This is a genomic window from Arthrobacter sp. 01N444, assembly GCF_056399305.1.
Genome location: NZ_JBFTRB010000010.1, coordinates 51,354 through 65,335, shown reverse-complemented (window position 1 = coordinate 65,335; position 13,982 = coordinate 51,354). Strand labels below are relative to the sequence as shown.

Here is a 13,982-nt window from a genome sequence, read left to right as displayed (position 1 = left end):
CTACCTCGTCCCGTCGAGGGCGGGGACTGACGCCGCCGGCCGGACGGAGGCCGCGAGGGGTCCGGCGAGCGCGTCGCGCGCGTCGCCGGCGTGCCCGGCGGGCGCGATCCTGAAGGTTGTCTCCTCCCCGCACCAGCCGCGCCCGGCGTCCCAGTGCTGGAAAGACCGCCCGGGCAGTGTGACCCGGATGTCGCGGCGTTCCCCGGCGGGGATGAGGGCCGTCTCGAAGCCTGCCAGCCAGAACCCGGGCCGGTCCACGTCCGTTTCCGGGGCGTCGGCGTATATCTGCGCCAGGTATTTTCCGGACCGGGCCCCGGTGTTGCAGACCGTCAGGACGGTGTGCACGTCCTCCCCGGGTGCCGCTTCCTCCAGCTGCGCGAACCCCTCCACGGCGAAGGTGGTGTAGCCCAGTCCGTGGCCGAGCCAATACGCCGGAGCGGCAGCCTGCGTGGTTTGCGCGGCTTGTCTTGCCCAGCCGCGGTAGCCGACATCCAGCCGTTCCGTGTACTCGAGCTGGCCGTTCCGGGGGTGCGTGTCGCGGACGGGGGCATCGGCCAGGGCGGCCGGCCAGGTGGTTGGCAGGTGGCCGCCGGGCTCGGCGTCGCCGAACAGCACATCGGCCAGGGCGTTTCCGAATTCCATGCCCGGGAACCAGACCAGGAGCACCGCAGCGGCGTCGTTCCGCCAGGGCATTTCCACCGGGGCGCCGGCGTTGACCACCACCACGGTGCGTGGGTTCGCTTCGGTGACGGCGCGGACGAGGTCGTCCTGCCGGCCCGGCAGCGCCAGGGAGGTCCGGTCAAAGCCTTCGCTTTCGACGGCACCGGAGGTCCCGACCATGACGACGGCGACGTCGGCGGCGCCGGCCGCGGCAGCCGCCTTGGCGATCTCGCGGTCCGCCGATTCCCGGGGTTCGTCGATGGCCAGCCCTACGCGGAACAGAGTGGCCTCCGGATGCCAGGCGTAGCGCAAGGTCAGACGCACCGGGGTTCCGGCGGACAGGACGACGCCGGCTGATTCGTCCGGCGCGCCGATCAGCACGGCTTCAACGTCGGCGTAGCGGTCCCGCGAGTCGGCGGCCGCCACGGCGTCGCCGTCGACCTCCAGGCTGGCGCGGCCGATGCCCTTGAATCCCAGCTTCCAGGTGCCGGAGACGTCCGGCGTGAAGATCGTTTCGATGTCGACGGCGGTGGCGCCGGCGGGGATGGAGCCCGGGCCCCGGGTGAGCGTGGTCCGGGGACCGTATTCCTCCGCAACTGTGCCGGCGGGCCCCCGCCAGGTCAGCCGGACGCTTCCCTCCCCCTGGCCCGGGGCGTGGCATTCCGCGTTCCGGGGTTCGCGAAGGCCCTCGGAGAGCCAGGCACCCTGGACGGTGGTGAGCCGGACGCCGTCGCCGGCCCGTGCGCGCAGCCCCGCGGCGGGCGCAACCGTGTAGGCCGGGAACACCGAGGCGCTGCCGCCGCCCTGGGTCCGGGGATCCAGCGCCGCCGGTCCCACCACGGCGATGGAGCTGAGGTCCCCGGGTGAGAGGGGAAGGACGCCGGCCGGATTTTCCAGCAGCACGAATCCTGCCGCCGCGGCCTCCCGGGCCACGGCGGCGCCGGCTTCGGGTGCCGCGGGTTCGTTCCGGCGGCCCTCCTCGACCCGGCGGCCCAGGGTGACGAGCCGGCGCACTTTCTCGTCAATCACGGCTTCGGGGACCAGACCGGCGGAGATGGCTTCGACGAGCCCGTCGCCCCACAGCTTCTCCGGTCCAGGCATGGCGAGGTCCGTGGCCGAAAGGGCGGAGTCAACGGTGGAGTACACCGCGTGCCAGTCCGAGACCACGGCGCCTTCGAATCCCCATTCGGTCTTGAGCGGGTTCGCCGTGAGGGAATTTTCGGTCATGGCCTTGCCGTTCACGCCGTTGTAGGCCGCCATGATCATCCAGGGCCGGGCCTGCCTGACGACGCGTTCAAACGGTGCGAGGTACACCTCATGCAAAGTCCGTTCGTCGAGCACGTTGTTGACGGTGGTCCGCTCGGTCTCGGCCTCGTTGGCGACGAAGTGCTTGGGGCAGGCGCCGATGCCCTGGCCCTGGATGCCGTCCACGTACGCGGCCGCCAGTTCACCGGTGAGGAGCGGGTCCTCGGACAGGCACTCGAAGTTCCGGCCCGCCAGCGGTGAACGGTGCAGGTTCATGGTGGGGCCGAGCACCACGTCCACCTGCTGGCGGCGCGCCTCGGCCGCCAGCAGCTTCCCCACCCGCGCCATCAGCCGCCGGTCCCAGGAAGAGGCCAGGCACGTGGCGGACGGCAGGTTCACCGAGCCGGCTGCCTCGGTGTCGCGGTGGCCGCGGACGCCGACGGGCCCGTCGGAAACCGTGATCTTCGGCAGTCCCAGGCGCGGCTCGGCCTGGGTGTGCCACAGGCCGGAGCCGCTCAGGAGCCGGACTTTGTCTGCCACCGGCAGGGTGCGGATCGTTTCTTCGACGTCGGCGTCAAAGCTCGTGGAGGTCATTCGTTGGTGCTCCTGATCGTTGGTTTCGTCAGCTATCAGCATGGGTTTGCGGCGGCGCGCCCGGACAGCGCAGTTTCATTGGTTGACACGGCGCTGGGTGGAATTTAGGAGGCGACGGCTGCTGAGGTGGCGGCGGCGGTCAGGCGGTGCGTGCCCGCCCCCACGCTTCGGCCGTCCTGCCCCGGCAGCCTGATCTCCGCCTCCACGCCGTCGGGGATTTTTGCTTCGACTTCCAGCACCCCGTCGCCGGTGGTCCGCCACTCGACGGCGATGGTGCCGTGCGGGCTGCGCAGGCTGGTCTTGGCCCAATCGATGCCCTCGCCGGGCAGGGGCGCGATCAGCACCCTGGAGTAGCCCGGGGCGAGCGGCCGGATTCCACCGACGTACTTGTGCAACCAATCAGCAATGGCGCCGAGCGCGTAGTGGTTGAAACTGGTCATTTCGCCGGGGTTGATGGTGCCGTCCGGGAGCATGGAGTCCCACCGTTCCCAGACGGTGGTGGCCCCCATGGTCACCGGGTACAGCCATGAGGGGCATTCCTGTTCGAGCAGGAGCCTGTACGCCGCGTCAGTGTGACCGGTATCGGCCAGGGCGCCGGTGATGAAGGGGGTCCCGGCGAACCCGGTGGAGACGCGGTAGTTGTTGTTCCGTACCAGTTCGGCGAGGCGGTTGCCGGCAAACTCCCGCTGCCGGCCGGTCTGCAGGATGTCGAAGGCGATGGCCAGCGCGTAGACCGTGGTGCAGTCGCTGTGCACGGTTCCGTCGGCGGCCACGTAGTGGGTGTTGAAGGCCGCTTTGACCCGTTCGGCGAGGCGGCCGAACGCGTCGGCGTCGGCGTCGTGTCCCAGGAGCGCAGCCGTCCGCGCGGTGATGGACGCCGTGCGGTACAGGCACGCTGTGGCGACGACGCCGGTGTCCGCCTTGGCCGCCCACGGCTGGTCCGGCGCGGCGTCCGGGTCCAGCCAGTCGCCGAACTGGAAGCCTTCATCCCAGAGCCCGGCGGGCGAGAGCAGTCCCTCTACCCGGCGGGTGTGGGAGGCCATCGAGTCGTACTGGTCCTTCAAGACGGTGTCGTCGCCGTAGGCCTCCCACAGCGCCCACGGAACCCACACGGATGCCTCGCTCCAGATGGCAGAGGATTCCGGTGCCGGGAATTCCGGCGGCTGGGGGCAGTACTTCAGTGCGTCCGGCACGGTGATGGGAACGAGTCCGCCGGCAGCCTTTTGTTCCGCGGCGAGGTCGAGGAGCCAGTCCTGCAAGAAGCCCTTGACGTCGTAGAGGAAGGCGGCCGTGGGGGCGAACACGGCGATGTCCCCGGTCCAGCCGAGCCGCTCATCGCGCTGCGGGCAGTCGGTGGGGAGGTCCAGGAAATTGCCCTTGAGGCCCCAGACGATGTTGCGGTGCAGCTGGTTCACCAGCGGGTTGGAGCACTCGAAGCTGCCGGTGCGTTCAAGCCGGGAGTGCACCGCCACGGCTTCGAGGGATTCCGCCGTCAGCTCGCCGGGCCAGCCGGATACTTCCGCGTAGCGGAACCCGTGGAAGGTCTTGCTGGGTTCGAAGAAGTCCTTGGCGCCGGAGAGGATGAACGTGTCGGTGGCGGCGGCCGAGCGCAGCGGCCGGGTGCCCAGCTCACCGTCCTCGAGGACTTCGGCGTGGCGCACGGTGATGGTGGCGCCGGCGTCGCCCTGGACGGTGAAGCGCAGCCAGCCGACCAGGTTCTGGCCAAAATCCACCAGCGTCTTGCCGGCCGGTGAGGTGAAGACCTCCACCGGTTTGATGACCTCGTTGCGCACCACCGGCGGCCCGACGGGATCCGCCAGCCGGCCGGCGTCGAACTCCAGGGCATGGACCCCAGTCCAGGCGCCGGCCCCCACAGCGGCAGCGTAGGCCTCCGGACCGGCTGCGTCCGCGGCGAAGCCCGGCCGGGCCCAGCCTGCCGGTTCCCGCCGCGCGTCGATGCGCTGTCCGTCGTAAAGATCGTTGGCCGTGGTGCCCGACGGCCCGGACTGCCAGGACATGTCCGAGGCGACCGACTGGACGTGGCCGTCGACGAATTCGATGTCCAGCTGCCCGAAGAACCCGAGCTCATCGCCGTACAGGCCCGACTTGCCGTGCCAGGCCAGGCGTCCGCGGTACCAGCCATTGCCGAGCGCGACGCCGATCACCGTAGCCGGCCCCACGAGCGCGGTCACATCGTAACTGCGGTAGCGCAGGCGCCATTCGTACGAGCTCCAGCCCGGACTCAGCACGTCCTCACCGACCGGGACGCCGTTGATCTGCGCCTCGTAGATCCCGAACGCCGTGGCCCGCAGGAGCGCGCGCTTCACGGGTCCGTGGCCTTCGTCCAGCCGGAATTCCTTGCGCAGAAGCGGGGCGCCGTCGAAGTCTCGATCCGGCGCGATCATCGTGGCGGACCAGGGTGCGGGGGTCATGTGGTGTCGTCCATTCTTGTGGGGAGTTGCCATGCTGTGGGATTTGGTCGGTACCGCTGGTGCCGCGGGATCAGGTTCGGGACCGGTGCCGTTCAGGCGTAGTGGCAGGCGACGTCGGACGCGCCCACCTTCCGCAGGGCCGGCCGTTCGGTCCGGCACAAGTCCGTGGCCAGCGGGCAGCGCTGGCTGAAGGGGCAGCCGCCGGGAGCGGCAGCGGCGGCCGCCGCGGTCCGCACGCCCAGCGCTTCGCGTTTTTGCCGCCGCTCGGCCTGCTCCGCCGGGCGGGGCACGGGCGAGGCCGCCACGAGCGCCTGGGTGAAGGGGTGTTGGGGCGACTCCGTGACGGCTGCCGCCGGGCCGCTTTCCATGACCTGGCCGCGGTAGAGCACCACGACGCGCTGGGCGAGGAACTGGACCACGGAGATATCGTGGGCGATGAACAGGTAGCTCAGCCCCCGCTCGTCCCGGAGGTCGGCCAGGAGGTTCAGGACCTGGGCCTGCGTTGAGAGGTCAAGGGCGCTGACCGCTTCGTCGCACACCACGAGTTTCGGCTCGCAGATCAGTGCCCGGGCGACGGCGATCCGCTGCCGCTGGCCGCCGGAAAACTGGCCGGGAAAGCGGTCCACGGCCTCGCGCGGGAGTCCCACCCTGGCCAGCATGTCCTCGGCGCGCTGCCGGGCTTCCCGGCCGGCCACGCCACGGATCCGCAGCGGTTCGGCCAGTGAGGTACCGATGCTCTGCCGGGGGTTGAGTGAGGAGTTCGGGTCCTGGAACACGGCCCGGAGTTCGCCGCCCAGTTCACGCCGCCGCGCGGGGCTGGCATGGGTGATGTCCGTGCCGTTGTAGCTGACCGAGCCCCCGCTGCTCTTTTCCAGGCCGAGGATGGCTTTGCCGATCGTGGACTTTCCGGAGCCGGACTCCCCCACCAGGCCCACGGTCTCCCCGGGCCGGATGCTGAAGCTCACGCCGTCCACCGCGGCCGGCCTGGCGGCGGCCTTCCGGCCCCGGCCGTAACGGACCACGAGGTCCACCACGTCCAGGAGCGGCCGCTCGGGAGCCTGCGCTGTTCCGCCCTGGCGTACCGCTGTTTCGATGCTCATGTCCTGTCCTTTTCAACTGTGCTGTTCATCTCAACTGTGCTGTCCATCTCAAGAATGTCGAGGACACGGTGGGCGGGTACTTCGGTGGCCACCCAGGCCAGGCCTTCCACGGCCAGTTCGTCGGCCTTGACGCAGCGCACCACGCCGTCGTCCGAGCCCGAGGGAACCAGCGGGACCGGCGCCACGCAGGCCGAGCCGGCGAACTGGCAACGCGCCACGAACCGGCACCCGCCCGCCCAGTCCTTGGGCTGCGGCACCTGGCCGTTGATGGTGGCGAGCCGCTCGGGCATGTCCTCGGCGGTGTTGGCGTGCGGGTCGGCGGCCAGCAACGCCAGGGTGTACGGGTGGCGGGGGTTGTCCAGGATGTTGGCGGTCCGGCCGCTTTCCACCACCTGGCCGGCGTACATCACGGCCACGGTGTCGCAGATGTCGGCCACTACGCCGAGGTCGTGTGTCACCATCACCACGGACATGCCGGTGTCCTTGACCAGTGCCCGCAGCAGCGAAAGGATTTCGGCCTGTACTGTCACGTCCAGCGCCGTGGTGGGTTCGTCGGCGACCAGCAGCCGGGGACGGCCGGCCAGGGCCAGGGCGATGGCCACGCGCTGGGCCATGCCGCCGGAGATCTGGTGCGGGTAGGTGGTGAGGATGCGCGCGGCGTCCACGATGCCCACCTTTTCGAGCAGGCTCAGGGCTTCGGCGCGTGCTTCGGCTTTGCCCATGCCCCGCAGGCGCCGGATGGCGGAGACCAGCTGGTAGCCGACAGTGAACATGGGGTCGAGGGCACGCATGGGTTCCTGCGAGATCAGCGCGATCTCCCGTCCCCTGACGCCTGCCAGCTCATTTTCCGTGGCGGCCGCGAGGTTCCGGCCGTTCCACAGGATCTGGCCTCCGGTGACGGATACGCCAGAGGGCAACAGGCCCAGCAGGGACAACGCCGTCATGGTTTTGCCGCAGCCGGATTCGCCCACCAGCCCGAGCACGGTTCCCTGTTCGACGTCGAAGGAGACCTCCGTGACCAGCGGCGTGCTGGCGTCGACGCCCACCGAGAGCCCGCGGACACTCAGCCGGCCGGCCGTGACGTCCGGCGCGGCGGCATCGGTGGACGGCGCGGCGGCATCGGTGGACGGCGCAGCCGCGGACGCAGCGGCCCGGCGTCGGCGGTCAGCGGCGGAGGGCAGGTGGGAGGCGGCCGCGTTCGGGCTTTTCCCCAGGGCGTTGCCGATGGCATTGGCCGCGAGGACCGTCAGCGCCAGGACCGCACCGGTGGGGACCATCAGCCAGGGGGCGTCGTAGACGTGCTGGGATGCGCCCTGGATCATGCCGCCCCAGCTGGGCTGCGGGATGGGCGGCCCAAATCCGATGAACGCCAGACCGGCCTGGATCAGCATGCCCACCGCGAAGATGAGGGCGGACTGCACCACGATCGTGGTGTTCAACCCGGGCAGCACGTGCCGCAGGCTGATGCCGAGCGTGCTCACGCCGTCCACCTTGGCGGCGTCAACATAGAGCTGTGACTGCAGCGCGGTGGCCTGGCCCAGCATCACGCGGTAGATGCCGGCCGAGATGAGGACGCCCAGAATCGCCATGACGACGGGAATGTTCGTGCCCACGGCACCGATGACCGCCAGGATGATCACCGTACCGGGCAAGGACATCATGACCTCGGTGACGCGGCTGATCGGCCCTTCGGTCCGTTGTCCAGCGGCGGCGACCATCGCCAGGACGGTGCCGAGTCCGACGCCGACAATCACCGTGATGAGCGATGTCCCCAGGGTGCCGGCGGCCGCGGCGAAGATGCGGCTGAGCAGGTCCCGCCCCAGTTCGTCGGTGCCCAGCCAGTGGGCGGCAGTGGGGCCGGACAGGATGGCGGCGAAGTCCTGGTCCTCGGTCTTGTACGGCAGCCACCACGGCGCCGTGAGGGAGGCAACCACCAGGACCGCCAACCAGAGCACTCCGGCCACGGCACCGGGCGCCGCGAACAGGCGGTGGGCAGGCCTCCGGCCGACGCCAGTTTTGGGACCGGGGCCGGGACCGGGCCGGCCCGTGGCGGTGTTCGCGGGTGGGGCTCCGCCTGTGCCTGTATCTTCCGCATTCGCGGTGGCGGGGACGGGCGCGGGGGCAACGGAAGGGATCATGAGGCACGCAACTTCGGGTCGAGAAACTTGGTGGCGAGCTCCAGCACGAGGTTCACGGCCACCACCACAACGGTGGCGACCACCACAACGCCCTGCACGGACGGGGCGTCGTGGGTGCTGACGGAGGTCTGGACTGCCTGGCCAAGGCCCGGCATGGCGAAGAGCTGCTCCGCGATCACCGAACCGCCGAACAGCCCGATGAACTGCAGGGCGATCCCGGCCACGATCGGCAGGCTGGCATAGCGCAGGGCGTGGACGTACAGGATCTTCCAGGTGGGGGTGGCCGTTGCGCGCAGGGTCCGGATATGTTCCTGCTGCAGCGCCTCCAGCATGGATGCCCGGGTCTGGCGGGCGATGAACGCCGCACCGCCGACGGCGAGGGTGATCACCGGCAGGGCCAGGGACAGGGCCCAGTCCTGGGGTGAGACCTCGAAGGGGACGTAGCCGGTGGCCGGAAAGACCGAGTACTGGACGGCGAAGAGGTACACAAAGATGATGCCGATCCAGAAGGCCGGCAGCGCCACGGCGAGGCCGCAGACGGCTCCGACGATCCGGTCGACCAGGCCGCCGCGGACGGCTGCCGTGACGCCAAGACCGATGCCTAGTACGGCGCTCAGGACCGTGGCCCCGGCCGCGAGGGCCGCCGTCACCGGCAGCCTGCTGGCCAGGTCGGCGCTCACGGACCGGCCGTCGATCAGGGACACCCCGAAGTCTCCCTGCGCGGCGCTGCCGAGCCAGCGGAAGAACTGGACGGGGAGCGGATCGGACCAGCCGAGCCGGCTGTTGACCTCGTCAATGGCTTGCTGGGTGGCGCCGGCGCCGAGGGACACGGCGCCGGGGCTGCCCGGCATTGCGTGCACCAAGAGGAACGCCAGCACCGCGACCACCAGAACGGTGGCCAGCGCCATGAGCAGGCGCTTTGCGACGTAAATCGCCATGATGACCTCCATTGGTCAGGTCCTGCCGGACGGCCTTCGCCTCAGGGGTGAAGGCCGCCCGGCAGGGTGGGGGGTCAGTTGGCCGGGGCGTAGGACGAGAGCAGCGGGTAGACGTTGCTGCCGGCGAACTCGACCGGCTTGACCTTCTTGGTGTTGTAGCCCTGGTTGGTGAGGGATTCGAAGAGCGGGATCATCCAGCCGGATTCGACGAGCCGGGTGTTGAGCTTGGTCAGCGCGGCTTTCCGGGCGGCATCGTCCTTGGCGGCGGCGACCTCGCCGGTGGCGGCGCTGAGCTGGTCGTCCGTGGCCTTCTGGACGTTGGTGAAGCCGTTGAGGATCGCGCCGTACATCAGGCCCACCGGGTTGTCCCAGCCCAGCGGCGCGTAGCCCAGCGGGGTGGTGGCGACGGCGGCGAACGCCTCATCTGTCGACGTCGCCATCTTGACCTGCATGGTGATGCCGACGGCGGCCAGGTCCTTCTGGACCGCCTGGAGGTCGGTCTGGGTGGTGGCGCTCGCGACGATGGTGAATTCAAAGCCGTTGGCGTAGCCGGCTTCCGCCAGCAGGCTCTTGGCCTTAGCGGGGTCGTAGGCGAACTGTGAGTTCAGTGTCTCCGTGAAGCCGGCCGAATCCTTGGGCAGGGCGTTCCACGCCGGGATGTCACCCTTGTGCAGGGCATCGACCAGGGCCTGCCGGTTGATGGCGTACTGGAACGCCTGGCGGACCTTTTCGCTGGCGAAGGCCGGCGACGTCTTGCCCGTCTTGTCGAAGGCGACCATGGTCTGGACCGTGCCGCCGATCTGGGAGACGCCGACACCCTTGGCCTTGACGAAGTCAACGGTCGGTGAGGTCAGCTGGGCGACGTCCACCTGGCCGGAAACGAGGGCGTTGGCCCGGGCCTGCGGATCCTGGATGACGCTGAAGACGATCTTGTTGTAGGGGTATTTCGCGGCGTCGGTGCTCTTGTCGTTCTTCTGCAGGACGTACCTGTTGCCCTTGACCGTGGTTCCGGAGTCCAGCGTGTACGGACCGGAGCCGTCCGGCTTGGCGGCCAGGCTTGCCGTGTCCGCGGCCCCCGCCTTGCCAACGATCATGCCGAGGGTGGAGGTCAGGTTCTTCTCGAAGCCCGGCTGCGCCTTGGCGAACTTCAGCGACACCTGGGTGGGGCTGATGACGTCCACGGATGTCAGTTCCTGGGCGCCGCCCTTGGCGATGGCTGAGTACGCCGAAAGGGCGGGATCCGTGCGGCGGTCAAAGTTGGCCTTCACCAGTGCCGCGTCCAGCGTGGACCCGTCCGTGAACGTCACGCCCTGCTTGAGCGTCAGGGTCAGCACCGTGTTATCGGCGTTGTAGCTGAAACCGGTGGCCAGCCCCGGCCCCACGGAGCCGTCCGCCTTCAGGGTCATGAGGTTCTCGTAGAGGCCTTCGAAGAACTGACGCTGCGCGTCGGAGACCCGCAGCGGGTCGAATCCGAAGGACGCGCTGTCACTCTCGACGCCGATTGTCAGGGTGGTCTTATCCACGGTGGATGCCGCCTGGCCGGAGCCGCCGCAGGCGGTCACGGAGCTGAGCATCAGGACGCCGGCCAGAACGGCCGCGCTCCGTCGGGCGGTGGGGTTCAGAAGTTTCATGTAGTGCGCCTTCGCATTCGTTCCAAAACAACGGGGGTTTTCGGCATCTGGTGGTGGTCGGGACTGGAGCGGACCGGCCGGACGGTGGCCGTCCGGCACCGGTGCGTTCCGGGCCCTTCCGCCAGATGCGGTCGGGTGGACCGGCTCCATCAAGAGTCGTAGGCGGACGCAATGACGTCACACGAGAATTTCATTGGTTGGAACACTATTGTGGTGAACGTCACTGGCGACGAAGAAGGAACGATGACGAATGACAGCACCCGCGGATACGCATTCCCCCGCTGAAAACCCGCCCGCCGCGCGCGGCAAGCGGCCCAAGCAGGGCGAACCGGTGATCGACCGGGCCCTGAGCCTCCTCGCTGTCTTCACGGACCGCCGCCGGGCGCTGACCCTGTCAGAGATGGCCCGTTATGCGCAGATGCCCGCCCCGACGGCGTTGCGCCTCATTGCCCGGCTGGTCGCCTGGGGCGCTCTGGAACGGCTCGACGACGGACGCTACGTTGTGGGCGTCCGGCTGTGGGAAATAGCGTCCCTCTCCCCGAGGGGCCACGGGATCCGCGAAATCGCGTTGCCCTACCTTGAGGACCTCTTCGAGGTGACGCGCCATCACGTGTTGCTGGCCGTGCGGGATAAGGACCAGGCCGTCCTGATCGAACGGCTTTCCTCCAAGCAGGCCACGGAAGTCGCCTACCGGGTGGGCGGCCGGCTCCCCCTGCGCTCCACGGCCGTCGGCCTGGTCCTGATGGCCGGCGCGGACGCGGCATTCCAGGAAAAGATACTCAAGGAACCCGCGGAAACTGAACCGGGCGTGGCTCCCATGCCGGAAGGCCAGCTGCGGCGCACCCTGTCCGACGTCCACCGGACGGGGATAGCCATGATCCGCCGGTCCGCGCCGTCGCTGACTGTTTCCGTGGCGGCGCCCGTCTTTGATGCCCAGGGCACAGTGGTGGCCGCACTGTCGATCGTTGTACCGGACGGGACCACCCCGCCCAATGTTCTGGCTCCGGCGGTGATGGCCACCGCGAGGGCAGTCTCACGAAACCTTGGCTTCCGGACTGCCCTGGCCGAGGACGTCCGGACCCTGTCGGACGGCTGACCGCGGAGCTGCCCACCGCCGGCCCTTCCAACCAGTGGAAAGGCCGGCGCGGCGTCGGGATGAAGGGTCATAATGTTGAACCTGCGGGGCGCCCGGCTCCCCGGACCGCCGCCTGCTTCCGCGAGCCCTTGACACGCCCGGTGGCGGCGTCTAGGACTGGCCTTGTCCAGTCCAATCCACCAGCCTAGGAGTTGTTATGGCCACCACGCCCTACGGAATCGTGCACTTCTTTCCGGGAGGCACCAAGGAACAATACGAGGCGTCGCTTGCAGCCGTGCATCCAGGCGCGGGGCTCCTGCCCGAGGGGCAGATCTTCCACGCCGGCGGGGCATCCGAGGGGGGCTGGACGGTCTTGGCAGTCCACGAATCGAAAGAAAGCTGGGAAAAATTCCGGGACACGATCCTCCTGCCCCGGATGCAGGCGGGTATTGAGGGCGGCTTCGCCGCTCCGCCCGACGAGACGGTGATCGACCTCTACAAGGTTCTGCCCTAGCAGCACGTAACCCACACAGCCACTTCAATCGCGCCCGTACCAGTCGAGTACGCGCAACGCACGAAGGGTGTTCCACCGGCTGGACCGGCCGTCACCGGCATCAACCGGGAAATGGACGATCCCGGGATGCGTGTTTTCGAGCAGCCAGGTCCCGTCCGGCTGTTCCTTTGACCGGAGCACCTCCACGGCTTCGGCCAGGCGCGGGTCCGGGGGCTCTCCGGTCGAACGGAAGTACTCCAGGGCACGGAGCACGTCGTAGTGCCAGCGGGTCGGAAAGGAGAACGTCAGCCAAGCCGGGTCTATGACCGCGCCGGTGCTCTTGCGTCGGAACAGGCCCCGCTCCAGCAGATACTCCTCGCCCCGGCGCCGCGCGTCCACGGACTGCGCCGAGCCGCCCGTGACCCGTTCGTGGGCCAGGAGGCCCTCGAGGACGTTGATCGTCGTGGCGGCCGAGGACACCACGGCGCCGGACTCCGCCCAACAGTTCCACCCGCCGTCGTCCAGTTGCCCGCTGACAAGCCGGGAGACGACGCCGTCGACGTCCTGATCGAAGTACGAGCCGAGCGCCACTGTCATTCCGTTGATGCACGGCTCCACCTCGCCTTGGAAATACGGCTGGCCGCCCTCCTCCCAGCGGCAGTTGTCCCTGACCAGCGCTATGGTCTGGCGCATCTGCTCACTTCGCGGGTCGATCCCGAAGTCACGCAGCAGGAGCAAGCTGTACGTTGTGGCGGTCCAGGGCTGGGGGACGCGGTCCCAACCTGTGTCACCGCCGGCATCATCCGCACCGCCGCCCTCGGGACCGCCGTCGGGGCGGTCGCCCTGGGCGGGGAAATATGCGCCATGCGCCCATTGGCCGTCCTCGTCCCGCAATGCCAGCAGGCGGCCACCCCAGCCTTCGGTCGCTACCCGCGCGCGCTCTGCGGTAACGACCTCGGGCGCGGCGTTGCTGAGATCCTGCAACACCTGCCATCGAAGGGAAGGATCTGAATCCATCAGCCAGTCCAGGACGGTCATACGCCGATGGTAGCGCTCCCGGCTCGCTGGCATCGGGTGCTCACCGTCGAGTGGGCACGCGGCATCGCCCCGGACGTCCGTGGCCAGCGGGCCGGACGCTCAGGAAGCCTTCGGCCGGATCACCAGGACAGGGCACGGGGAGTGGCTGGCCACCTGGGCGGAGACCGATCCGATGTGCAGCCCGGCGAAACCGCCGTGGCCGCGGGAGCCGACGATCACCAGGTCGGCTTCCCGTGCGGCCTCAAGTATTGCCGACGCCGCTGAGTCGTTTTTGATGGACCGGGTCACGACATTGACACCCACTGCGGATTTCGCCGCCTCGGCGCCCAGCGCTTCAGCCTGCTGCTCCGGGGAGTCCTCCGCCACGATTTCGCCTGCCGCGGTTTCCAGCATCGCCGGATACCACGCCATTGGCGCCTTGTTCCAGACAGTCAGGACCCGGAGCTCCGCACTGCGGTACCGGGCCTCTTCAACACCCCACGCCAGGGCCTCGTGGGATTGCTTCGAGCCGTCAAATCCGATCACGATCACAAAGGGATCAACTTTTTTCATGGTTCCAGACTTTCACTGCCGGTTTGCGGCGCCTAGGGGCCTCTGACCCAATCCGGGTCCGGTGCCTCGCCGCGAAGCCCATCAAG

At 69.1% G+C, this 13,982-nt stretch carries 10 protein-coding genes; 2 read left to right on the top strand and 8 right to left on the bottom strand.

The window, feature by feature from the left end; translation table 11 throughout:
• The 6 genes from AC1DKN_RS12965 to AC1DKN_RS12940 all read right to left on the bottom strand — a co-directional run bounded on the left by AC1DKN_RS12965 (window position 1) and on the right by AC1DKN_RS12940 (window position 10,738).
• Entirely contained in the window at window positions 1–2,499 is a 2,499-nt protein-coding gene (locus AC1DKN_RS12965; protein WP_476871491.1) for a beta-glucosidase, read from the bottom strand.
• A gap of 104 nt (window positions 2,500–2,603) precedes the next feature.
• Window positions 2,604–4,931: an alpha-L-rhamnosidase gene (locus AC1DKN_RS12960; protein ID WP_476871490.1), complete on the bottom strand. Its 2,328-nt coding sequence runs from the start codon at window positions 4,929–4,931 to the stop codon at window positions 2,604–2,606.
• A gap of 92 nt (window positions 4,932–5,023) precedes the next feature.
• Window positions 5,024–6,031: an oligopeptide/dipeptide ABC transporter ATP-binding protein gene (locus AC1DKN_RS12955; protein ID WP_476871489.1), complete on the bottom strand. Its 1,008-nt coding sequence runs from the start codon at window positions 6,029–6,031 to the stop codon at window positions 5,024–5,026.
• Window positions 6,028–8,169 (bottom strand): dipeptide/oligopeptide/nickel ABC transporter permease/ATP-binding protein, encoded by a 2,142-nt coding sequence (locus tag AC1DKN_RS12950; protein ID WP_476871488.1) that lies wholly within the window; start codon window positions 8,167–8,169, stop codon window positions 6,028–6,030. The genes AC1DKN_RS12955 and AC1DKN_RS12950 overlap by 4 nt, the downstream gene beginning before the upstream one ends.
• Window positions 8,166–9,119 (bottom strand): ABC transporter permease, encoded by a 954-nt coding sequence (locus AC1DKN_RS12945; RefSeq protein WP_476858662.1) that lies wholly within the window; start codon window positions 9,117–9,119, stop codon window positions 8,166–8,168. Before AC1DKN_RS12945 ends, AC1DKN_RS12950 begins: the two co-directional genes overlap by 4 nt.
• Before the next feature lie 62 nt (window positions 9,120–9,181).
• Window positions 9,182–10,738 carry an ABC transporter substrate-binding protein gene (locus AC1DKN_RS12940; protein ID WP_476871487.1) on the bottom strand — a complete coding sequence of 519 codons (1,557 nt, stop codon included), beginning with the start codon at window positions 10,736–10,738 and terminating at the stop codon, window positions 9,182–9,184.
• A gap of 250 nt (window positions 10,739–10,988) precedes the next feature.
• Between AC1DKN_RS12940 and AC1DKN_RS12935 the strand changes: the two genes are divergently transcribed.
• Together AC1DKN_RS12935 and AC1DKN_RS12930 are read left to right on the top strand one after the other, a co-directional pair.
• Window positions 10,989–11,834: an IclR family transcriptional regulator gene (locus AC1DKN_RS12935; protein ID WP_476871486.1), complete on the top strand. Its 846-nt coding sequence runs from the start codon at window positions 10,989–10,991 to the stop codon at window positions 11,832–11,834.
• 196 nt (window positions 11,835–12,030) lie between these two features.
• Window positions 12,031–12,327 (top strand): hypothetical protein, encoded by a 297-nt coding sequence (locus AC1DKN_RS12930; protein WP_476849538.1) that lies wholly within the window; start codon window positions 12,031–12,033, stop codon window positions 12,325–12,327.
• A gap of 24 nt (window positions 12,328–12,351) precedes the next feature.
• Here AC1DKN_RS12930 and AC1DKN_RS12925 read toward each other — a convergent pair whose 3' ends face one another.
• Both AC1DKN_RS12925 and AC1DKN_RS12920 read right to left on the bottom strand, forming a co-directional pair.
• Window positions 12,352–13,344 (bottom strand): hypothetical protein, encoded by a 993-nt coding sequence (locus AC1DKN_RS12925; RefSeq protein ID WP_476871485.1) that lies wholly within the window; start codon window positions 13,342–13,344, stop codon window positions 12,352–12,354.
• Window positions 13,345–13,443: 99 nt separating this feature from the next.
• Entirely contained in the window at window positions 13,444–13,896 is a 453-nt protein-coding gene (locus AC1DKN_RS12920; RefSeq protein ID WP_476849536.1) for a universal stress protein, read from the bottom strand.
• Window positions 13,897–13,982 lie beyond the last annotated feature (86 nt).